Consider the following 18,868-nt stretch of genomic DNA (forward strand, 5'->3'; position numbering starts at 1 on the left):
ACCCTCTGTCTGGCGCGCCGGGCGCCCTTTAGCCGATTTGTCGCGGGCAATCCACCATCACACGCGAATATGTTTGCTCCTGTTGCCGTCCCGCCTAGCTGCTGCCAGGCTTTTTGGGGACAAAGCCCGCATGGTCGACCAGCAGCTGTTCCAGCAGCGGCCAAAAGAAATCCTCGCCCGGATAGCCTTCGAGCCGCGCCAGCTCGCGCCCGTCCTCGACGATCAGAAAGGTCGGGGTAAACACCACCCGGCGCGCGGTTTCCAGATCGGCGGGGATCGCCCGCAGATCGACCCGGCGCAGCGGGGCAAAGGCGCCCTCGGCGGTCTTGGGATAGATCGGCGCGATTTCCTCGTTCCAGCGGGCGCACCACTCGCAGCCATGCTGCTCGACCATCACCAGTTCCGCCGCCAGAGCGGGCAGGGCAAGCACTGCCGCCAAACCGGCGGCCAGGAGATTTCTTGTCATGCCCATTCGTACACCGTTGACCTTTCGCTTACACAAAACATAATTTGAATGTGTGAATAGATCAAGCCGCGCACATGCGCCGCGCATCACAAGGCCGACAGATGTTTGAAATCTCCTATCTGGGTGCGCTGTTTGCCGGGTTGCTCAGCTTCTTTACCCCCTGCGTGCTGCCGATGGTGCCGTTCTACCTGTCTTATATGGGTGGGCTCAGCATGGCCGAGTTGCGCGGCGACGGGCGCATCGCGCCGGGGGCGCAGCGGCGGCTGATCGTGTCATCGGTCGCCTTTGCGGCGGGGGTGACCTCGGTCTTCATGATGCTGGGTATGGGGGCGACCGCGCTGGGGCGGCTGTTTGGCACCTATCTGGACACGCTGTCCTGGGCGGCGGCGGCGATCCTGGTGGTGTTCGGCCTGCATTTCCTGGGGGTGATCCGGGTGCCGCTGCTCTATCGCGAGGCGCGGATGGACAGCACCATGCCCGCCTCGACCCTGCTGGGGGCCTATCTGATGGGGCTGGCCTTCGGCTTTGGCTGGACGCCCTGCGTGGGCCCGGCGCTGGCGGCGATCCTGATGATTGCCAGCGGCATGGGCGAGATCTGGCGTGGCGGCCTCTTGCTGCTGGTCTATGGCATCGGCATGACCGCGCCCTTTGTGGTGGCCGCCTTTTTCGCGCGCCCCTTCCTGGGCTGGGTGCAGCGCCATCGCGCCGCCTTTGCCTGGGTGGAAAAAGGCATGGGGGCAATGCTGATCCTATTTGCTATCCTGATCGTGACCGGCGGCGTGAACTGGATCGCCGACGCGATGATCCGCTGGGTTCCCGGCTTCTCGGCACTGGGCTGAGGGGCGGGCTGATTGCGAGGTGAGGAGATGAGACGGTTTCTGGCAATTCTGGGCCTGCTGGCCCTCACAAGCGGCGCTCAGGCGGAACTGGGCGATGACGGGCTGCACAAGACCGCCTGGATGCGTGACACGTTCAAGGACCTGCGCGAGGATCTGGACGAGGCCAATGCCGAGGGCAAGCGCCTGGTGCTGTTCTTCGAACAGCGCGGCTGCGTCTACTGCGCCAAGATGCACAAGGAGGTGTTTCCCCGGCCCGAGGTGAGCAGCTATATCGAAGAGAACTATTTCGTGGTGCAGCTGAACCTGCATGGCGATATCGAGGTGACCGACTTCGATGGCGAGGCGCTGTCGGAAAAGGACATGGCCCGCAAATGGGGCATCCTGTTCACGCCGACGATTCTGTTCCTGCCCGAAGAGGTGGCCGAGGACCAGTCGGCCCAGCAGGCGGCGGTGGCGATGATGCCCGGCGCCTTTGGCGCGGGCACCACGCTGGACATGTTCACCTGGGTCGCCGAAAAGCGGTATGCGCTTGATAACGGTGAGGATTTCCAGCGCTATCACGCGCGGCGCATTCAAGAGCGCAGCAATGGATCTACGGACTGAGTGTCAGGCGCAACAAAATTCCAATTCATATTTGTGAATTTGATGTTGCGTCCGGGGCGGTTCGTGGCCTACGGTATACCGAGCGAGTTTCGCCACGTGCGCAGACACGTGGGAGCCAATGGGAGGACACATGAAAACAACTATTCTGACGCTGGCCGCCGCGTTGATCAGTGGCGCAGCCTGGGCGGGTGAAACCGCGCCGGGCGATGTGGTCTATGCCGACGGCGCCGTCGAGGCATCGCTGACCGGAACACCCGGCGATGCGGCAAACGGTGCCATGGTCGTGGGCTCGAAGAAGCACGGCAACTGTGTCGCCTGTCACCAGGTCGGCGCGCTCGCCGATGTGCCCTTTCAGGGCGAGATCGGACCGGCGCTCGACGGGGCCGGCAGCCGCTGGAGCGAGGCCGAGCTGCGCGGGCTGGTCGCCAATGCCAAGCTGACGTTCGAAGGGTCGATGATGCCGTCCTTCTACCGGATCGACGGCTATATCCGCCCGGGCGATGCCTATACCGGCAAGGCGGCCAAGGGCGCGCTCACGCCGCTGTTGTCGGCGCAAGAGATCGAAGATGTGGTCGCATTCCTCGCGACCCTCAAGGACGAGTAAGCCATGCGGCAGCCGCGTGGCGACAAACAAAGGAGAGCAACGATGGATTTCTCACGTCGTGACACCCTGGGCCTGGCCCTGGGCGCAGCGGCCCTGACGGTGCTGCCGTTCCGCGTGAACGCCGCCGCCGAGGACCGGATCGCCGAGTTCACCGGCGGTGCCGAAATGGGCGAGGGCGGGCTGACCCTGACCGCGCCCGAGATTGCCGAGAACGGCAACACCGTGCCGATCGAAGTCAGCGCCCCCGGCGCGGCGGCGATCATGGTTCTGGCCATGGGCAACCCGACCCCGGGCGTGGCGCAGTTCAACTTCGGTCCGCTGGCGGCCGCACAGGCGGCCTCGACCCGTATCCGCCTGGCCGGGACCCAGGATGTGGTCGCCATCGCCAAGATGGCCGACGGCTCCTTCGTCAAGGCCAGCTCGACCGTAAAAGTGACCATCGGCGGGTGCGGCGGCTAAGCCCGCGCGTCCGACAATCAGGAGACAAGACACATGGCATCTGGTGTTAAACCCCGCGTGAAGGTCCCGAAATCGGTAGCCGCCGGCGAGGCGATCACGATCAAGACCCTCATCAGCCACGCGATGGAAAGCGGTCAGCGCAAGGACAAGGAAGGCAACGTCATTCCGCGTTCGATCATCAATCGCTTCACCTGTGAATTCAACGGCCAGTCGGTGATCGACATCACCATGGAACCGGCGATTTCCACCAACCCCTATTTCCAGTTCGATGCGACCGTGCCCGAGGCGGGCGAGTTCGTGTTCACCTGGTATGACGATGACGGCTCTGTCTACAACGACAACAAGTCGATCACGATCGCCTGATCCGCGGTCCTAGGCAAAAGATGCTGCTGCCCGGTGCGCGAACCGGGCGCGGCCAATCACCCAAGGGAGGAATATGGATGAAAGTCAGGGCAATGACCGCGATTGCCGCGTTGCTGGCCGCGCCTCTGGCGGCGGTGGCCGGCCCGGACAGCGATGAGCTGGTCGTCAACGGCGAGATCAACATGGTCACCCAAACCGAAGCGCCCGCCCATCTGGATGGCGCGCTGTCCGAGCTGTACTCGGGCTGGCGTTTCCGTTCGGACGAGACCCAGGCGCTGCAGATGGATGACTTCGACAACCCGGCGATGGTCTTTGTGGACCAGGCGCAAGAGGCGTGGGACACCGCCGATGGAACCGAGGGCAAATCCTGCGCCTCGTGTCATGGCGATGCCGCCGACAGCATGGCGGGCGTGCGGGCGGTCTATCCCAAGTGGAACGAGGCCGCCGGCGAGGTGCGCACGCTTGAGGCGCAGGTCAACGACTGCCGCGAAAACCGCATGGGCGCCAAGGCGTGGAAATATGACGGTGGCGACATGGCGTCGATGACCGCGCTGATCTCGGTGCAGTCGCGCGGCCTGCCGGTCAATGTGGCGATCGACGGCCCGGCCCAGGCAACCTGGGAGATGGGCAAGGAAATCTATTACACCCGCTACGGTCAGCTGGAGCTGAGCTGCGCCAATTGCCATGAGGACAATTATGGCAACATGATCCGCGCCGACCACCTGAGCCAGGGGCATATCAACGGGTTTCCGACCTATCGTCTGAAGAACGCCAAGCTGAACACGTCCCATGCCCGCTTCAAGGGCTGCGTGCGCGACACCCGTGCCGAGACGTTCAACCCCGGCAGCCCCGAATTCGTGGCGCTGGAGCTTTACGTCGCCAGCCGTGGCAACGGCCTGTCGGTCGAAGGACCCTCGGTCCGCAACTAACACCCGGGCCCCGCACCGGATCACCGGTGCGGGGCCTTTTTTGTCCAGACAAATTCACTTTTGTGAATTTGTGATAAAAACGATCAGGAAAAGGCTGCCTCATGATCTCCCGTCGCGATTTTCTTCAGGTTTCCATGGCCGCATCGGCCCTGGTGGGGGCCTCCGGCTTTGGCAATTGGTCCCGGCTGGCCGCGCAGCAGGCGCTGACCCAGGACCAGCTCTTGGAATTCGACACGTTCGGCAACCTGACCCTGATCCATATCACCGACATCCACGCCCAATTGATGCCGATCTATTTCCGCGAGCCCGAGGTGAACCTGGGCATCGGCGCGGCCAAGGGGCAGATGCCCCATATCACCGGCGCCGATTTCCGCCGCTTCTACGGGATCGAGGATGGCAGCCCCTCGGCCTATGCGCTGACCTATGACGATTTCTCGTCGCTGGCCCGGACATATGGCCGGGTGGGCGGCATGGACCGGGTCGCCAACGTGGTGAACGCCATCCGCGCCGACCGGCCCGACGCGCTGCTGCTGGACGGCGGCGATACCTGGCACGGCTCCTATACCTGCCACCACACCGAGGGGCAGGATGTGGTCAACGTGATGAACGCGCTGAAGCCCGATGCGATGACCTTTCACTGGGAATTCACCCTGGGCACCGACCGGGTCACCGAACTGGTCGAAAGCCTGCCCTTTGCCTCGCTGGGCCAGAACATCTTTGACGCCGAATGGGACGAGCCGGCAGAGCTGTTCAAACCCTACAAGTTCTTCGAACGCGGTGGCGTCAAGGTCGCGGTCATCGGCCAGGCCTTTCCCTATATGCCGATCGCCAACCCGGGCTGGATGTTTCCCGAATTCTCCTTCGGCATCCGCGAAGAGAACATGCAGGCCATGGTCGACGAGGTCCGCGCCGAAGGAGCCGAGGTCGTCGTGGTGCTGAGCCATAACGGCTTTGACGTGGACAAGAAGATGGCGGGCCGGGTCACCGGCATCGACGTCATTCTCAGCGGCCACACCCATGACGCGCTGCCCGAACCGGTGCTGGTGGAGCAGACCTATGTGATCGCCAGCGGCTCGAACGGCAAATTCGTCAGCCGGGTCGACCTGGATATCCGCGATGGCCGGATGATGGGCTTGAAACACAAGCTGATCCCGATCTTTTCCGACGTGATCGCCCCCGACCCGCAGGTCACCGCCCTGATCAACGCGCAGCGCGAGCCGCATATCGACCAGCTGCGCGAGGTGATCGGGCGCACCGCCGATGATGCGCTGCTCTATCGTCGTGGCAATTTCAACGGCACCTGGGACGACCTGATCTGCGACGCTCTGATTTCCGAGCGCGACGCCGATATCGCCATGTCGCCCGGCGTGCGCTGGGGGCCGTCGATCCTGCCGGGGCAGGAGATCACCCGCGAGGATATCTGGAACGTGACCTCGATGAGCTATGGTGCCGCCTATCGCACCGAGATGACCGGCGAGTTCCTGCATGTGGTGCTCGAGGATGTGGGCGACAACCTGTTCAACCCCGACCCTTATTATCAGCAGGGCGGCGACATGGTGCGTGTCGGCGGGCTGGGCTACCGCATCGACGTGACCAAACCTCAGGGCAGCCGCATCAGCGACATGACCCTGCTGAAGACCGGGGAACAGATCGACCCCGCCAAGAACTACGTCGTCGCCGGCTGGGCCAGCGTCAACGAGGGCACCGAAGGCCCGCAGATCTGGGATGTGGTCGAAAACCACATCCGCAAACTGGGCACCGTCAACGTGACCCCGAATACATCGGTCGAGGTCGTGGGCGCCTGAGGCGCTCACAACCGGCCAAAATTTTTTGAGCGATTGCATTCACATACGCGAATGCAGTGATGCAAAGGAGGCAACAGTATGAGTGAAAGCTCTGGCAAGCACAGCCCGTCGCGCCGCCGGTTTCTGACCAGTGTCGCGGCCGCCGGGGCGGGGGCCGTGGCGGCGGGCGCGGCACGGGCCGCAGGCCCCGATCCGCTGATCACCGAGGTTCAGGACTGGGCGCGCGCCACCGGTGACGGTGTGGACGCGACCCCCTATGGCCTGCCCATCGAATACGAGGGCGACGTGATCCGCCGCAACGTGGAATGGCTGACCGCCGACACGATCAGCTCGATCAACTTTACCCCGATCCATGCGCTCGATGGCACGATCACCCCGCAGGGCTGTGCCTTCGAACGGCACCATTCGGGCGCCATCGCGCTGAAGAAGGAAGACTATCGCCTGATGATCAACGGGCTGGTCGATACGCCGCTGGTCTTCTCCTATGCCGATCTGGAGCGTTTCCCGCGCGAAAACCACGTGTATTTCTGCGAATGCGCGGCAAACTCGGGCATGGAATGGGCTGGTGCCCAGCTGAACGGCGCCCAGTTCACCCATGGCATGATCCATAACATGGAATATTCCGGCGTCTCGCTGCGCACCCTGCTGGAAGAGGCAGGTTTGAGCGCGGCGGGCGATCTCAAGGACAAATGGGTCTATGTCGAGGGCGCCGATGCGTCGTCGAACGGGCGCTCGATCCCGATGGAAAAGGCGCTGGATGACGTTCTGGTTGCGTTCAAGGCCAATGGCGAGGCGCTGCGCAAGGAACATGGCTATCCCGTGCGCCTGGTCGTGCCCGGCTGGGAAGGCAACATGTGGGTCAAGTGGCTGCGCCGGATCGAGGTGATGGACGGCCCCGTGGAAAGCCGCGAGGAAACCTCGAAATACACCGACACGCTCGAGGATGGCACCAGCCGCAAATGGACCTGGGTGATGGACGCGAAATCGGTCGTCACCTCGCCCAGCCCGCAGGCGCCGATCACCCATGGTGCCGGCCCGCTGGTGATCACCGGTCTGGCCTGGTCGGGCCGCGGCGCGATCACCGGCGTCGATGTCTCGATCGACGGCGGCAAAAGCTGGCAGCCCGCCCGCCTGGCGGCGCCGGGACAGGACAAGGCGCTGACCCGGTTCTATCTGGATACCAACTGGGACGGCTCCGAGATGCTGCTGCAAAGCCGCGCCCGCGATTCCAGCGGCTATGTGCAGCCCACCAAGGCGCAGCTGCGCGAGGTGCGGGGCCTCAACTCGATCTATCACAACAACGCGATCCAGACCTGGTGGGTCAAGGCAAACGGAGTGGCCGAAAATGTCGAAGTTTCCTAAGCTGACCCTTACCGCATCGCTCGCCGCGCTGATGCTGTCGGCGCCGGCCTGGGCGGGTGAATTCGGCCTGGGCCGCCCGGCTCTGCCCGAAGAGATCGCCGCATGGGATCTCGACGTCAGCCCCGATGGCACCGGTTTGCCCGCAGGTTCGGGCTCGGTCGAGGATGGCGAGATGGTGTTTGCCGACAATTGCGCCATCTGCCACGGCGATTTTGCCGAGGGTGTCGACAACTGGCCCAAGCTGGCCGGGGGCATGGGCACGCTCGACCGCGACGATCCGCTCAAGACCGTGGGCTCCTACTGGCCGCACCTGTCCACTGCATGGGACTATGTGAACCGCTCGATGCCCTTCGGGAACGCGCAGTCGCTCAGCCCGGACGAGGTCTATGCCATCGTGGCCTATATCCTCTACTCCAACGATCTGGTGGATGACGATTTCGTGCTCTCCAACGAGAACCTGGCCGCGTTCGAACTGCCCAACGCGGAGGGATTCATCATAGATGACCGCGAAACCGCCGAGGCGCATTTCTGGACGGCCGAGCCCTGCATGGAAAACTGCAAGGACACGGTCGAGATCACCATGCGTGCCCGGGTGCTGGACGTGACGCCGGATGCCGGTGGCGCCGAGGAGGCCTCGGCAGAGGCCGAGGAGGCCCCCGTGACCGAAGCGGCGGCCGAACCCGCGCCGGTGGCAGAGGCTGCGCTTGACCCGGCACTGGTGGCCGAGGGGGAGAAGACCTTTAAGAAATGCAAGGCCTGCCACCAGGTCGGCGAGGGCGCCAAGAACAAGACCGGCCCCACGCTGAACGGGATCGTGGGCCACGCAGCCGGTGCGGTCGACGGGTTCAAGTACTCCAAGCCGATGCAGGCTGCCGGTGAAGGCGGGCTGGTCTGGACCGAGGCCGAACTCGCCGCCTTCCTCGCCAAGCCCAAGGCTTACATGAAGGGCACCAAGATGTCCTTTGCCGGGCTGAAGAAGGACGAGGATATCGCCGCCGTCATCGCATACCTGAAGAGTTTCGAGTAGGCGATGCGCTGGCTGGGAGGAGCGATACTGGCCGGGGCCGCCCTGACGGGGGTGGCCCGGGCCGACGAGACCGCGCGTGACATCGGCGATGCCGCGCGCGGGGAGGAGCTGTTTCAGGTCTGTGCCAGCTGTCACCAGGTGGGCGAGGGGGCCGAGCACGGCACCGGGCCGCATCTGAACGGCATCTTCGATCGCAAGGTCGCCCAGTTCGAGGATTTCGACTATTCCCCGGGCATCCTGCGCGCCCGGCGCGACGGGATGGTCTGGGATCTCGAACATCTCGATGCCTATCTGACCAATCCCAAGACCCTGGTCTCGGGCACCAACATGGACTTCGCGGGCCTGCCTGATCCGCAGGACCGCGGCGACATCCTGGCCTATCTGCGCCGGTTCTCGGCCAGTCCCCAGAACATCCCCGAGGCGGCGCCCACTGCTCTGAAACAGGATGTGGAACTGGCACCCGAAGTGCTGGCCATGGTGGGCGATCCCGAATATGGTGAATACCTGTCCACCGAATGCACCACCTGCCATCAGGTCGATGGCGAGTATGACGGCATTCCGGTGATCACCGGCTGGCTGGCCGAGGATTTCGTCCTTGCCATGCATGCCTACAAACTGAAGATCAGGCCACACCCGGTGATGCAGATGATGGCCGGGCGGCTGTCGGACGAGGAGATCGCGGCCCTGGCGGCCTATTTCGAAGCGCTGGAGTAACCTCCGGCGCTCATTTGTTTCTTGGAGGAGGAAACCCGATGACATTGAACAGACGTACATTCCTGGGCACCGGCGTCGCCGCGGCGGCGACGCTTCAGGCGCCGATGGTGCTGGGCGCGGGCAAGCCCCGTGTCGTGGTCGTGGGCGGCGGTGCCGGCGGCGCCACCGCGGCGCGCTATATCGCCAAGGGGGCTGACGGGGCCATCGACGTGACCCTGGTCGAACCCACCCGCAGCTATTACACGTGCTTCTTCTCGAACCTCTATATCGGCGGTTTTCGCGAGCTGTCGAGCATTGCCCATTCCTATGGCAAGCTGGCCAGCGAATACGGCATCAACGTGGTGCATGACTGGGCCGTGGGCATCGACCGCGACGCCCGCACCGTCAGCCTGGCAGGGGGCGGCGTGCTGCCCTATGACCGCCTGATCCTGAGCCCCGGTATCGACTTTGTCGATGGCGCGGTCGAGGGTTGGGACCTCAGCGCCCAGAACAAGATGCCCCATGCCTACAAGGCCGGATCGCAGTCGGAACTGCTCAAGGCGCAGATCGAGGCGATGCCCGAAGGCGGCACCTTCGCGATGGTGGCGCCGCCCAACCCCTATCGCTGCCCGCCCGGACCCTACGAGCGGGTTTCGATGGTGGCGCATGTGCTGAAACAGCGCAATCCGACTGCGAAGATCATCGTGGCCGACCCCAAGCCGAAATTCTCGAAGATGGCGCTGTTCCAGGAGGGCTGGAACACGCATTATTCGGGTATGGTCGACTGGATCGGTCCGGACTTCGGCGGCGCCAATGTCTCGGTAGATCCCGATGCGATGACCGTGACCATCGACGGCGAAGAGACCAAGGTCGACGCCTGCAACGTCATCCCGGCGATGAAGGCGGGCCGCATCTGCGAGATCGCGGGCATCAACGAGGGCAACTGGGCGCCGGTCATCGGCCATACGATGCAAAGCCGGATGGACGAGAACATCCACGTGCTGGGCGACGCCACCAATCAGGGCGACATGCCGAAATCGGGCTTTTCGGCCAACAGCCAGGCCAAGGTCGCGGCGATGGCGGTGCGCGCGGCGCTGACCGGGACCAAGATGTTCCCGGCCAAGTTCTCGAACACCTGCTGGTCGCTGATCGGCACCGATGACGGGGTCAAGGTCGGCGCCACCTACGAGGCGACGGACGAGAAGATCGCCAAGGTCGACGGCTTCATCAGCGCCACTGGCGAAAGCGCCGAGCTGCGTCAGGCCACCTATGAGGAGAGCATCGGCTGGTATGCCGGCATCACCTCGGACATGTTCGGCTAAACGGCCGCGTGGGGCGTGGTCCGCTCAGGACCACGCCTTGCGGAAGGAATGGGGCGAGGCGCCGTAACGGGCGCGGAACTGCCGCGACAGGTGGCTGGTATTGGCAAAACCGGTGGCGGCAGCGATCTCGGCCACGGTCATGTTGGTCTCGTTGAGAAAGATGAACGCGCGTTCGATCCGCAGGTTGAGGTAGAACGCCATCGGCCCCTGATCCAGATAGCGTTTGAACAACCGCTCCAGCTGACGGCGCGAGATGCCCAGCCGGTCGCACAGGTCGTCATTGGTCAGCGGCTCCTCAAGTTCCGCCTCCATCAACTCGATCGCCTTGATCAGCGCGGGATTGCGGCTGCCGATCGCCACCGACCGGGCCGAGCGCTGCGGCGATTGCCGCCCCGAGCGCATGTGGATGCACATGTCGGCCACCACGATGGCCAGTTTGGGCCCGTGCTGCTTTTCAATCAGCGCCAGCATCATGTCGATGGCGGTATTGCCGCCGCCACAGGTGGTGATCCGCCCGTCCAGCTCGTAGATGTTCGGGGTTGGGGTCAGGTTCGGAAAGGCCTCGGCAAAGCCGGGCTGGTTCTCCCAATGCAGGGTGAAACGACGTTCCTCCAGCAGCCCCGCCCGGGCCAGGGCAAAGGCGCCGGTACAGATACCGCCAAGGGCGCTGCCGTGGCGGTATTCCCGCCGCAGCCAGGCCAGCACGGCGGGCGAATAGCTCTTTTCCGGCTCGACCCCGGCGCAGACAAAACCCATCGCCTCGGGCGGCAAGGGCGCCAGCGCCTGATCGGGGGTGATGCGCAGCCCGTTGGAACAGGTCACCGGCGCGCCGTTCTCGGTCATCGTATGCCAGGTGTACAGCTGTGTCTTGGTCAGCTGGTTGGCGATGCGCAGCGGCTCGATCGCGGCGGCCACCGCCAGCATCGTTGCCTTGGGCAGCAGCAGAAAGCGGAAATCCTGCGGCGGCCCGTCATAGTGCAGCGAAACCGAGGCAGAGGCGGCTTTGGAAACAAAGGGGGTCTGGGTCATGACGCTCGGGCAGGGGCGGGAACCGGCATCGGCTCCGCCGGGTTACACGCCCCTACCGTGCTGTGCGCCAGAGGCAAGGTCAAGATGCGGCGGTTCGTGCCTTGTTTGCGTCAGCCTGCCCTGCCGGTCTGCGGCAAACGAAATCGCCTCCGGCCCTTGCAGCCCCTCCAAGGCGACACTAAGACTCGTGTAACCCTCCTCGGGTAATGTCCCGAACCAACGCTAATGAGCAGGCAGGTCCCAGATGTTCGATCCCGTCGATACCTATATGAACACCCTTGTCCCCATGGTGGTCGAGCAGACCAGCCGGGGCGAGCGCGCCTATGACATCTTCTCGCGCCTGCTGAAGGAGCGGATCATCTTCATCAACGGCCCGATCCATGACGGGATGAGCCATCTGATCGTGGCCCAGCTGCTGCATCTGGAAGCCGAGAATCCGAACAAGGAAATCTCGATCTACATCAACAGCCCCGGAGGCGTGGTGACCAGCGGCCTGTCGATCTATGACACCATGCAGTATATCAAGCCGAAATGCTCGACCCTGGTGATCGGCCAGGCGGCCTCGATGGGCTCGGTCCTGCTGGCGGGCGGCGAAAAGGGCATGCGTTTCTCGCTGCCCAACAGCCGCATCATGGTGCACCAGCCCTCGGGCGGGTATCAGGGCCAGGCCAGCGACATCATGATCCATGCCGCCGAGACCCAGAAGCTCAAGGACCGGCTCTATGACATCTATGTCAAGCACACCGGCCAGACCAAGAAAGCCGTTGAAAAGGCGCTGGACCGCGACAATTTCATGTCGCCGGAAGAGGCCAAGGAATGGGGCCATATCGACGAGATCGTCGAAAGCCGCAGCAAGGGCGACGACGCAGAGTGAGCGATCCGGCCAGCGGGCATGACCGCAGGTCGGGAAGTTTGACATTGTAGCGGCCGGTATGCTGGCCTAAGCTTTACGAACAGACGGCGGCCCGCCTGCGCAGAGCGGGGCGCCGGGACGAAGGCCGGAAAGGGTGACCATGGCGACGAATTCAGGCGGTGACAGCAAGAACACGCTTTACTGCAGCTTCTGCGGCAAGAGCCAGCATGAGGTGCGCAAACTGATTGCCGGTCCAACGGTGTTCATCTGCGACGAATGCGTCGAGCTGTGCATGGACATCATCCGCGAAGAGACCAAAAGCAGCAGCCTGAAATCCTCGGACGGGGTGCCCACGCCGCGCGATATCTGCGATGTGCTGGATGACTATGTGATCGGCCAGTCCACCGCCAAGCGGGTGCTCTCGGTCGCCGTACACAACCATTACAAGCGTCTGAACCACGCCCAGAAGGCTGGCAGCGATATCGAACTGGCCAAGTCGAACATCCTGCTGATCGGCCCGACCGGCTGCGGCAAGACGCTGTTGGCGCAGACGCTGGCGCGGATCCTGGACGTGCCCTTTACCATGGCCGACGCGACCACCCTGACCGAGGCCGGTTACGTGGGCGAGGATGTGGAGAACATCATCCTCAAGCTGTTGCAGGCCAGCGAATACAATGTCGAACGCGCCCAGCGCGGCATCGTCTATATCGACGAGGTCGACAAGATCACCCGCAAGTCGGAAAACCCCTCGATCACCCGCGACGTGTCGGGCGAGGGGGTGCAGCAGGCGCTCTTGAAGCTGATGGAAGGCACCGTGGCCAGCGTGCCGCCGCAGGGCGGGCGCAAGCATCCCCAGCAGGAATTCCTGCAGGTGGATACCACCAATATCCTGTTTATATGCGGCGGCGCCTTTGCGGGGCTCGACAAGATCATCGCGCAGCGCGGCAAGGGCAGCGCGATGGGTTTTGGCGCCGATGTGCGCGCCAGCGACGAGCGCGGTGTGGGCGAGCTCTTTACCGAACTGGAGCCCGAGGACCTGCTGAAATTCGGCCTGATCCCGGAATTTGTCGGCCGTCTGCCGGTTCTGGCGACGCTGGAGGATCTGGACGAGGATGCGCTGGTCACCATCCTGACCAAACCCAAGAACGCGCTAGTCAAACAGTATCAGCGCCTGTTCGAACTGGAAGATACCGAGCTGGACTTTACCGATGACGCGCTGAAGGCGATTGCCAAGCGGGCCATCGAACGGAAGACCGGCGCGCGCGGCCTGCGCTCGATCATGGAGGATATCCTGCTGGATACCATGTTCGACCTGCCCAGCATGGATAACGTGACCAAGGTGGTGGTGAACGAAGAGGCGGTGACCTCGGACGCGCAGCCGCTGCTGATCTATGCCGATGCCGAAAAGGGGTCGGCCAGCGCGGGCTGAGGCCCGGACGCGTGAGGATAGGACGGCGCGGAATTTCCGCGCCGTTTTCCGTTGAGAGGGGAGAAGGGGCGCTGCCCCCGTCACTTGCGGTGACGCCCCCGGAGTATTTTGAGCAAAGTGAAAAGGCCATGTGCAGGCATGGCAATCGGGAAGGAGCAGGCAAGATGCGCATAAGGCGGATTTCATCGGGTGGCCCGTTTGAGGCCAAGATCGGCTATTGCCGAGCGGTGGTGGCGGGTGGCTTTGTCCATGTGGCCGGAACCGTGGGGCAGGGCGAGGATGTGGTGGCGCAGTGCCGTTCGGCCCTGGAGGTCATCGGCGCGGCTCTGAAAGAGGCCGGTGCTGGATTCGCCGATGTGGTGCGGGTGACCTATTATCTGCCGGACGCGGCCGAGTTCGAACCCTGCTGGCCGATCCTGGCCGAGACCTTTGGCGCCAATCCGCCGGCGGCGACCATGATCGAATGCGGCCTCATCGACCCCAAGTACCGGATCGAGATCGAAGTCACGGCCTTGTTGCCACAATGAGAGCTGCGCGCGCCTGTCACGGGGGCTGGCCTCTGGACCTTGGCGCGCGCATCGGTCATATCTGCTGGTAAGTCATTTTCGGAGGTACCCTATGGGAATCCTGAACACCCTGCTGCGCGCCGTGACCTGGTGGAACGGTGCCACGCTGAACACCCGGATCTATACCGCCCGCAAGGGGACAAGGGTGGGCGAGGACGCGCAGGGCAACATCTTTTACCGCAATGGTGATGACAGCCAGCGCTGGGTCATCTTCAACGGCGAGGCCGAGGCCAGCCGGATTGATCCGGAATGGCATGGCTGGCTGCACCGGACCTGGGACGAACCGCCGAGCGAGCGGCCGTTGCCCCACAAGGCCTGGGAAAAACCGCATCAGGAAAACCTGACCGGTACGCCTCTGGCCTATGTCCCGGCGGGATCGTTGCGCCGGACCAAGCCGGTCGAACGGCGCGATTACGAGGCCTGGAGCCCGGAATAAAGAGGCGGATATGTCCAGCCACAACATGACAGAAGTTCTGGTCGGCGGGGCGGTTCTGGCCGCGGCGCTGACCTTTGGCATCTATGCCAGCCAGGCCACCGGCCTGTCGCGCGGCACCGGCGGCTATGAGCTGGCGGCCTCGTTCCGCTCGCTCGAAGGGGTGACGGTGGGCACCGATGTGCGGTTGGCCGGGGTCAAGATCGGCACCGTCACCGGGGTCGATCTGAACCCCGAAAGCTATCGCGCCGACACCCGGTTCACCGTCAGCGAGGGGATCCAGATTCCCGACGACAGCGCGGCGGTGATCTCGTCCGAGGGGCTGCTGGGCGGCAATTTCCTTGAAATCATGCCGGGCGGTTCGGCCTTCTACTTCGAACCGGGCGACGTGATCGACGACACCCAGGGCGCGGTCAGCCTGATCTCGCTGCTGGTCAAGTTCGTGGCAGGCGACGGGAGCGGCGAGTGATCCGTCTGGTGGCGGTCCTGCTGGCGCTGTTGCCAGCGCCGCTTGTGGCGGGGGATGCGGTGACCTCGGGCACCGGGGCGATGTTGCGCGGGCTCGACAAGGTCAGCGGCCAGACCGAGGATTTCAGGGTCGCAACCGGCGGCACGGCCGAGATTTACGGGCTGGATGTGGCGCTGGGCGATTGCCGCTATCCGGTCGAGAACCCCACCGGCGACGCCTTTGCCTATCTCACCATCTGGGAACGCGGCCAGCGCCAGGCGATCTTTGACGGGTGGATGATCGCCTCGTCCCCGGCGCTGAGCGCGCTTGACCATTCGCGCTATGACGTCTGGGTGATCCGCTGTATGACGCCCTGAGGGCTCTGCTCGATCACGGCCGCGAAATCCGCCGCCCCGTTCAGCGCGCGCTCCAGCTGGCGCCGGTATTCGGCGCGGGGGATTTCCACCGCGCCCAGCGAGGCCAGATGCGCAGTCAGGAACTGGGTGTCAAACAGGGCGAACCCGGTCTGGCGCAGCCGGTCGACCAGATGCGCCAGCGCGATCTTTGACGCATCGGTGCGGCGCGAGAACATGCTTTCCCCAAAAAAGGCCGCGCCCAGCACCACGCCATAGACGCCGCCGATCAGCTGCCCGGCCTGCCAGACTTCCAGCGAATGGGCATGGCCCAGGTGGTGCAGCGCCAGATAGCTGGCGCGGATCTCGGGGTTGATCCAGGTCTCGGCCCGGTCGGCGCAACCATCCAGAACGCCTGCGAAATCACGGTCGATGCTGACCTGGTAGCCGCCCCGCCGCATGCGCCGGGCCAGGCTGCGTGACAGGTGAAACCCGTTCAGGGGAAAGACGCCGCGCCGGATCGGATCGACCCAGAACACGTCCGGGTCGTTGCGATGTTCGGCCATCGGAAAGATGCCGATGGAATAGCCATGCAGCAGGATTTCGGGCGGCAGGCTCATATCGTGCTCGCCGCGCGGAGAGGGGCCGGATCAGGGACCCGGCCCACATGGTCAGTCGGCCAGATTCTCCGCAAGCCAGCGCTCCAGCCAGTGGATGTTATAGGTACCGCTCTGGACGTCAGGCTCTTGCAGCAGCGCGTGAAACAGCGGCACCGTGGTGTCGATGCCGTCCACGATCAGCTCGCTCAGCGCCCGTTGCAGACGCGCCAGCGCCTCGGGGCGGTCGCGGCCCTGCACGATCAACTTGGCGATCAGGCTGTCGTAATAGGGCGGGATCGAATAGCCGGTATAAAGCGCAGAATCCATCCGCACACCCAGACCGCCGGGCGCGTGATAGGCGGTGATCTTGCCGGGGCAGGGCGAGAAATTCGGCAGTTTCTCGGCGTTGATCCGCACCTCGATCGCGTGGCCGTTGATCTGCAGATCGTCCTGGGTAAAGGACATCGGCAGGCCAGCGGCAACCCGGATCTGCTCGCGCACCAGATCGACGCCAAAGATGCCCTCGGTCACCGGATGCTCCACCTGCAGGCGGGTGTTCATCTCGATGAAGTAGAACTCACCATTCTCGTAGAGGAATTCCACGGTACCGGCGCCGATATAGTTGATCCGGGCCACCGCATCGGCACAGATCTTGCCGATCCGCGCGCGTTCCTCGGGGGTGATGCAGGGGCCGGGGGCCTCTTCGAACACTTTCTGGTGACGGCGTTGCAGCGAGCAGTCACGTTCGCCCAGATGCACCGCGTTGCCCTTGCCGTCGCCAAACACCTGGATCTCGATATGGCGCGGCGTGGTCAGGTATTTCTCGATATAGACCTCGTCATTGCCAAAGGCGGCCTTGGCCTCGGAGCGCGCGGTGGAAAAGGCGTGCTCCATCTCCTTGGCATTGCGGGCGACCTTCATGCCGCGACCGCCACCACCGGCGGTGGCCTTGATGATCACCGGATAGCCGATGTGCTCGCCGACCCGGCGCGCCTCGGCCACATCTGCCACACCACCATCCGAGCCGGGGACCACGGGGATACCCAGTTCCTTGGCGGTGTCCTTGGCGGTGATCTTGTCGCCCATGATGCGGATATGCTCGGCCGAAGGGCCGATGAAGGTGATGCCGTGGTCTTCGACTATCTGCACGAAACCGGCGTTTTCGGACAGAAAGCCATAGCCGGGATGGATCGCCTGAGCACCGGTGATCTCGCAGGCCGAGATTATGGCGGGCACCGAAAGATAGCTCTGGTTGCCGGGCGGGGGGCCGATACAGACCGATTCGTCTGCCATGCGCACATGCATCGCGTCGCTGTCGGCGGTGGAGTGCACGGCAACCGTGGCGATCCCCATCTCGCGCGCGGCGCGGATCACACGCAGGGCGATCTCGCCTCGGTTCGCAATCAGGATCTTGTCGAACATGATTGCGCCCTTATTCGATGATGACCAGCGGGGTGCCGAATTCCACGGCGTCGCCGTCTCCCACCAGGATGCGTTTGACGGTGCCCGCGCGCGGTGCGTGGATGTGGTTCATGGTCTTCATCGCCTCGACGATCAGCAGCGTGTCGCCCTCGGCAACGCTGGCGCCGACGCTGACGAAAGAGGGCGCGCCCGGTTCGGGCTGCAGATAGACGGTGCCAACCATGGGCGAGGGGACGGCGCCCGGATGGGCGGCGGGGTCCTCGGCGCTGGCCGGTGCGGCGGTGGGCGCTGCGGGCGCGACCGGTGCGGCGGCCACGGGCGCGGCGGGCACGGCAACCTGTACCGGTGCGGCGGCAACGGGCGACACGCGGCTGACGCGCACGTTCAGGCTGTCTTCCTCGCCATATTCACGCTTGACCTGCACTTCGGTCAGATCGTTTTCCCGCAGCAATTCGGCCAGCGCCTTGATGAATGCCACATCCGCTTCGTGTCTGCTGTCTGTCATGAGTGTCCTCGACGGTTCCCCTTGGCCCGTTTGTGGTGGTCGGGCTCGTGAATTACGCGGCGTTATAGGCCAAGCGTCGGGCCATGAAAAGCGCCCTGTCACCGGGAAACATGGGGTTTGCGCCGCTCGATTGCGAGGAAAATGCGATCAAAGCGGCATCCCGGACAGTTTTGCCACCAGTTCCGGCAGTTTGCGGGCGCCGAATTTTTGCAGCAACCGGGCGCGATGCGCCTCGATGGTGCGATAGCTGAGCCCCAGTTCGACGCCCACCTCCTTGGCCGAGAGGCCCCGGCAGGTCAGCAGCGCCACCTCGCGTTCGCGCGGGGTCAGCTCGACCACCCGGCGCTCTTCCGAGATGTCGGCAAAGCTCCAGATCCCGTGGCGGAACGGGTCGTCGGGCGTCAGCGACTTGCCCCGCGCCCGGCACCAGAACAGATCGCCGTCGCGGCGGCGCATGATGCGTTCGTCGGTGTAATAGCCGGTTTCGCGCATAACCTGCAGGCCACGCTTGCCGATGCGCTCGAAATCCTCGTGACTGGGATACAGCCTGAGCAGCGGCATGTCGCGATACTCGCTTTCCTGCCCGCCGAACATGCTGGCAAAATGCAGGTTGCACCGCCGGATGACGCGGTTTTCCAGCTCTACCAGACCGATAGGCGCATATTCGAAGCCGGGATCGCTCATGCTGTGTATGGTGACGGGTATTTCTACGGAATTGAAGCGAAAGCTGCGTCTTGGCAGGATTTGCCACAAATCATT

General features: G+C 64.0%; 23 protein-coding genes. 17 read left to right on the forward strand and 6 right to left on the reverse strand.

The annotated features are described in order from the left end of the window. Positions 1–94: 94 nt before the first annotated feature. A complete protein-coding gene (locus tag SPO_RS04985; protein ID WP_011046738.1) occupies positions 95–472 on the reverse strand; it encodes a regulatory protein in 378 nt (125 codons plus the stop codon). Positions 473–567: 95 nt separating this feature from the next. On the opposite strand from SPO_RS04985, the gene SPO_RS04990 reads away from it, so the two are divergent. From SPO_RS04990 to SPO_RS05040, 11 genes are all read left to right on the forward strand, one after another. Then, positions 568–1,305, forward strand: a complete 738-nt coding sequence (locus SPO_RS04990; RefSeq protein ID WP_011046739.1) for a cytochrome c biogenesis CcdA family protein — start codon at positions 568–570, stop codon at positions 1,303–1,305. A 27-nt stretch (positions 1,306–1,332) separates the two neighbouring features. Further along, on the forward strand, positions 1,333–1,908 hold the full coding sequence (locus SPO_RS04995) for a thioredoxin family protein (RefSeq protein ID WP_011046740.1): 576 nt from the start codon (positions 1,333–1,335) through the stop codon (positions 1,906–1,908). A gap of 130 nt (positions 1,909–2,038) precedes the next feature. Then, the gene (gene soxX / locus SPO_RS05000) at positions 2,039–2,512 is read left to right on the forward strand and encodes a sulfur oxidation c-type cytochrome SoxX (RefSeq protein ID WP_044027952.1); all 474 of its coding nucleotides are present in this window, start codon (positions 2,039–2,041) and stop codon (positions 2,510–2,512) included. 42 nt (positions 2,513–2,554) lie between these two features. Next, positions 2,555–2,971 (forward strand): thiosulfate oxidation carrier protein SoxY, encoded by a 417-nt coding sequence (gene soxY, locus SPO_RS05005; protein WP_011046742.1) that lies wholly within the window; start codon positions 2,555–2,557, stop codon positions 2,969–2,971. 33 nt (positions 2,972–3,004) lie between these two features. Next, the gene (gene soxZ, locus SPO_RS05010; protein ID WP_011046743.1) at positions 3,005–3,334 is read left to right on the forward strand and encodes a thiosulfate oxidation carrier complex protein SoxZ; all 330 of its coding nucleotides are present in this window, start codon (positions 3,005–3,007) and stop codon (positions 3,332–3,334) included. 77 nt (positions 3,335–3,411) lie between these two features. Further along, positions 3,412–4,263: a sulfur oxidation c-type cytochrome SoxA gene (soxA, locus tag SPO_RS05015; RefSeq protein ID WP_011046744.1), complete on the forward strand. Its 852-nt coding sequence runs from the start codon at positions 3,412–3,414 to the stop codon at positions 4,261–4,263. A gap of 101 nt (positions 4,264–4,364) precedes the next feature. Continuing rightward, complete coding sequence (gene soxB, locus SPO_RS05020) at positions 4,365–6,068, forward strand: thiosulfohydrolase SoxB (RefSeq protein ID WP_011046745.1); 1,704 nt, start codon at positions 4,365–4,367, stop codon at positions 6,066–6,068. Positions 6,069–6,146: 78 nt separating this feature from the next. After that, the gene (gene soxC, locus SPO_RS05025) at positions 6,147–7,430 is read left to right on the forward strand and encodes a sulfite dehydrogenase (RefSeq protein WP_011046746.1); all 1,284 of its coding nucleotides are present in this window, start codon (positions 6,147–6,149) and stop codon (positions 7,428–7,430) included. Then, positions 7,414–8,457 (forward strand): c-type cytochrome, encoded by a 1,044-nt coding sequence (locus SPO_RS05030; protein WP_011046747.1) that lies wholly within the window; start codon positions 7,414–7,416, stop codon positions 8,455–8,457. Before soxC ends, SPO_RS05030 begins: the two co-directional genes overlap by 17 nt. Positions 8,458–8,460: 3 nt before the next feature. Beyond that, positions 8,461–9,171, forward strand: coding sequence for a c-type cytochrome (locus SPO_RS05035; protein WP_011046748.1), 711 nt, complete (start codon positions 8,461–8,463; stop codon positions 9,169–9,171). 38 nt (positions 9,172–9,209) lie between these two features. Beyond that, entirely contained in the window at positions 9,210–10,472 is a 1,263-nt protein-coding gene (locus SPO_RS05040) for an NAD(P)/FAD-dependent oxidoreductase (RefSeq protein WP_011046749.1), read from the forward strand. Between the two features lie 24 nt (positions 10,473–10,496). Here the strand turns inward: SPO_RS05040 and SPO_RS05045 are convergent, their stop codons facing one another. Further along, on the reverse strand, positions 10,497–11,501 hold the full coding sequence (locus SPO_RS05045) for a GlxA family transcriptional regulator (RefSeq protein WP_011046750.1): 1,005 nt from the start codon (positions 11,499–11,501) through the stop codon (positions 10,497–10,499). 244 nt (positions 11,502–11,745) lie between these two features. Between SPO_RS05045 and SPO_RS05050 the strand changes: the two genes are divergently transcribed. The 6 genes from SPO_RS05050 (at position 11,746) to SPO_RS05075 (ending at position 15,607) form a co-directional block, all read left to right on the forward strand. Next, a complete protein-coding gene (locus SPO_RS05050) occupies positions 11,746–12,375 on the forward strand; it encodes an ATP-dependent Clp protease proteolytic subunit (RefSeq protein ID WP_011046751.1) in 630 nt (209 codons plus the stop codon). A 139-nt stretch (positions 12,376–12,514) separates the two neighbouring features. Then, entirely contained in the window at positions 12,515–13,783 is a 1,269-nt protein-coding gene (gene clpX, locus SPO_RS05055; protein ID WP_030003187.1) for an ATP-dependent Clp protease ATP-binding subunit ClpX, read from the forward strand. Positions 13,784–13,947: 164 nt separating this feature from the next. Then, positions 13,948–14,310 (forward strand): RidA family protein, encoded by a 363-nt coding sequence (locus SPO_RS05060; RefSeq protein ID WP_044029043.1) that lies wholly within the window; start codon positions 13,948–13,950, stop codon positions 14,308–14,310. Between the two features lie 91 nt (positions 14,311–14,401). Then, the gene (locus SPO_RS05065) at positions 14,402–14,785 is read left to right on the forward strand and encodes an NADH:ubiquinone oxidoreductase subunit NDUFA12 (protein ID WP_011046754.1); all 384 of its coding nucleotides are present in this window, start codon (positions 14,402–14,404) and stop codon (positions 14,783–14,785) included. A 10-nt stretch (positions 14,786–14,795) separates the two neighbouring features. Beyond that, the gene (gene mlaD / locus SPO_RS05070) at positions 14,796–15,251 is read left to right on the forward strand and encodes an outer membrane lipid asymmetry maintenance protein MlaD (RefSeq protein WP_011046755.1); all 456 of its coding nucleotides are present in this window, start codon (positions 14,796–14,798) and stop codon (positions 15,249–15,251) included. Between the two features lie 5 nt (positions 15,252–15,256). Beyond that, positions 15,257–15,607, forward strand: coding sequence for a DUF2155 domain-containing protein (locus SPO_RS05075; RefSeq protein ID WP_230981800.1), 351 nt, complete (start codon positions 15,257–15,259; stop codon positions 15,605–15,607). Here SPO_RS05075 and aat read toward each other — a convergent pair. The 4 genes from aat to SPO_RS05095 all read right to left on the reverse strand — a co-directional run bounded on the left by aat (position 15,571) and on the right by SPO_RS05095 (position 18,793). Then, on the reverse strand, positions 15,571–16,203 hold the full coding sequence (gene aat / locus SPO_RS05080; RefSeq protein ID WP_011046757.1) for a leucyl/phenylalanyl-tRNA--protein transferase: 633 nt from the start codon (positions 16,201–16,203) through the stop codon (positions 15,571–15,573). The two genes, SPO_RS05075 and aat, sit on opposite strands and share 37 nt — an antisense overlap. Before the next feature lie 51 nt (positions 16,204–16,254). Then, positions 16,255–17,604: an acetyl-CoA carboxylase biotin carboxylase subunit gene (gene accC / locus SPO_RS05085; RefSeq protein WP_011046758.1), complete on the reverse strand. Its 1,350-nt coding sequence runs from the start codon at positions 17,602–17,604 to the stop codon at positions 16,255–16,257. A gap of 10 nt (positions 17,605–17,614) precedes the next feature. Beyond that, a complete protein-coding gene (gene accB, locus SPO_RS05090) occupies positions 17,615–18,109 on the reverse strand; it encodes an acetyl-CoA carboxylase biotin carboxyl carrier protein (protein ID WP_011046759.1) in 495 nt (164 codons plus the stop codon). A 147-nt stretch (positions 18,110–18,256) separates the two neighbouring features. Further along, positions 18,257–18,793 (reverse strand): LuxR C-terminal-related transcriptional regulator, encoded by a 537-nt coding sequence (locus SPO_RS05095; RefSeq protein ID WP_011046760.1) that lies wholly within the window; start codon positions 18,791–18,793, stop codon positions 18,257–18,259. Between the last annotated feature and the right edge of the window lie 75 nt (positions 18,794–18,868).

The sequence above is a fragment of the Ruegeria pomeroyi DSS-3 genome, assembly GCF_000011965.2.
In the GTDB taxonomy this organism is placed as follows: domain Bacteria; phylum Pseudomonadota; class Alphaproteobacteria; order Rhodobacterales; family Rhodobacteraceae; genus Ruegeria_B; species Ruegeria_B pomeroyi.

What these genes read in the sequence shown, in the direction of transcription:
- SPO_RS04985 (WP_011046738.1), bottom strand. Translation starts at nt 472, where the DNA reads ATGGGCATGACAAGAAATCTCCTGGCCGCCGGTTTGGCGGCAGTGCTT.
- SPO_RS04990 (WP_011046739.1), top strand. Translation starts at nt 568, where the DNA reads ATGTTTGAAATCTCCTATCTGGGTGCGCTGTTTGCCGGGTTGCTCAGC.
- SPO_RS04995 (WP_011046740.1), top strand. Translation starts at nt 1,333, where the DNA reads ATGAGACGGTTTCTGGCAATTCTGGGCCTGCTGGCCCTCACAAGCGGC.
- soxX (WP_044027952.1), top strand. Translation starts at nt 2,039, where the DNA reads ATGAAAACAACTATTCTGACGCTGGCCGCCGCGTTGATCAGTGGCGCA.
- soxY (WP_011046742.1), top strand. Translation starts at nt 2,555, where the DNA reads ATGGATTTCTCACGTCGTGACACCCTGGGCCTGGCCCTGGGCGCAGCG.
- soxZ (WP_011046743.1), top strand. Translation starts at nt 3,005, where the DNA reads ATGGCATCTGGTGTTAAACCCCGCGTGAAGGTCCCGAAATCGGTAGCC.
- soxA (WP_011046744.1), top strand. Translation starts at nt 3,412, where the DNA reads ATGAAAGTCAGGGCAATGACCGCGATTGCCGCGTTGCTGGCCGCGCCT.
- soxB (WP_011046745.1), top strand. Translation starts at nt 4,365, where the DNA reads ATGATCTCCCGTCGCGATTTTCTTCAGGTTTCCATGGCCGCATCGGCC.
- soxC (WP_011046746.1), top strand. Translation starts at nt 6,147, where the DNA reads ATGAGTGAAAGCTCTGGCAAGCACAGCCCGTCGCGCCGCCGGTTTCTG.
- SPO_RS05030 (WP_011046747.1), top strand. Translation starts at nt 7,414, where the DNA reads ATGTCGAAGTTTCCTAAGCTGACCCTTACCGCATCGCTCGCCGCGCTG.
- SPO_RS05035 (WP_011046748.1), top strand. Translation starts at nt 8,461, where the DNA reads ATGCGCTGGCTGGGAGGAGCGATACTGGCCGGGGCCGCCCTGACGGGG.
- SPO_RS05040 (WP_011046749.1), top strand. Translation starts at nt 9,210, where the DNA reads ATGACATTGAACAGACGTACATTCCTGGGCACCGGCGTCGCCGCGGCG.
- SPO_RS05045 (WP_011046750.1), bottom strand. Translation starts at nt 11,501, where the DNA reads ATGACCCAGACCCCCTTTGTTTCCAAAGCCGCCTCTGCCTCGGTTTCG.
- SPO_RS05050 (WP_011046751.1), top strand. Translation starts at nt 11,746, where the DNA reads ATGTTCGATCCCGTCGATACCTATATGAACACCCTTGTCCCCATGGTG.
- clpX (WP_030003187.1), top strand. Translation starts at nt 12,515, where the DNA reads ATGGCGACGAATTCAGGCGGTGACAGCAAGAACACGCTTTACTGCAGC.
- SPO_RS05060 (WP_044029043.1), top strand. Translation starts at nt 13,948, where the DNA reads ATGCGCATAAGGCGGATTTCATCGGGTGGCCCGTTTGAGGCCAAGATC.
- SPO_RS05065 (WP_011046754.1), top strand. Translation starts at nt 14,402, where the DNA reads ATGGGAATCCTGAACACCCTGCTGCGCGCCGTGACCTGGTGGAACGGT.
- mlaD (WP_011046755.1), top strand. Translation starts at nt 14,796, where the DNA reads ATGTCCAGCCACAACATGACAGAAGTTCTGGTCGGCGGGGCGGTTCTG.
- aat (WP_011046757.1), bottom strand. Translation starts at nt 16,203, where the DNA reads ATGAGCCTGCCGCCCGAAATCCTGCTGCATGGCTATTCCATCGGCATC.
- accC (WP_011046758.1), bottom strand. Translation starts at nt 17,604, where the DNA reads ATGTTCGACAAGATCCTGATTGCGAACCGAGGCGAGATCGCCCTGCGT.
- accB (WP_011046759.1), bottom strand. Translation starts at nt 18,109, where the DNA reads ATGACAGACAGCAGACACGAAGCGGATGTGGCATTCATCAAGGCGCTG.
- SPO_RS05095 (WP_011046760.1), bottom strand. Translation starts at nt 18,793, where the DNA reads ATGAGCGATCCCGGCTTCGAATATGCGCCTATCGGTCTGGTAGAGCTG.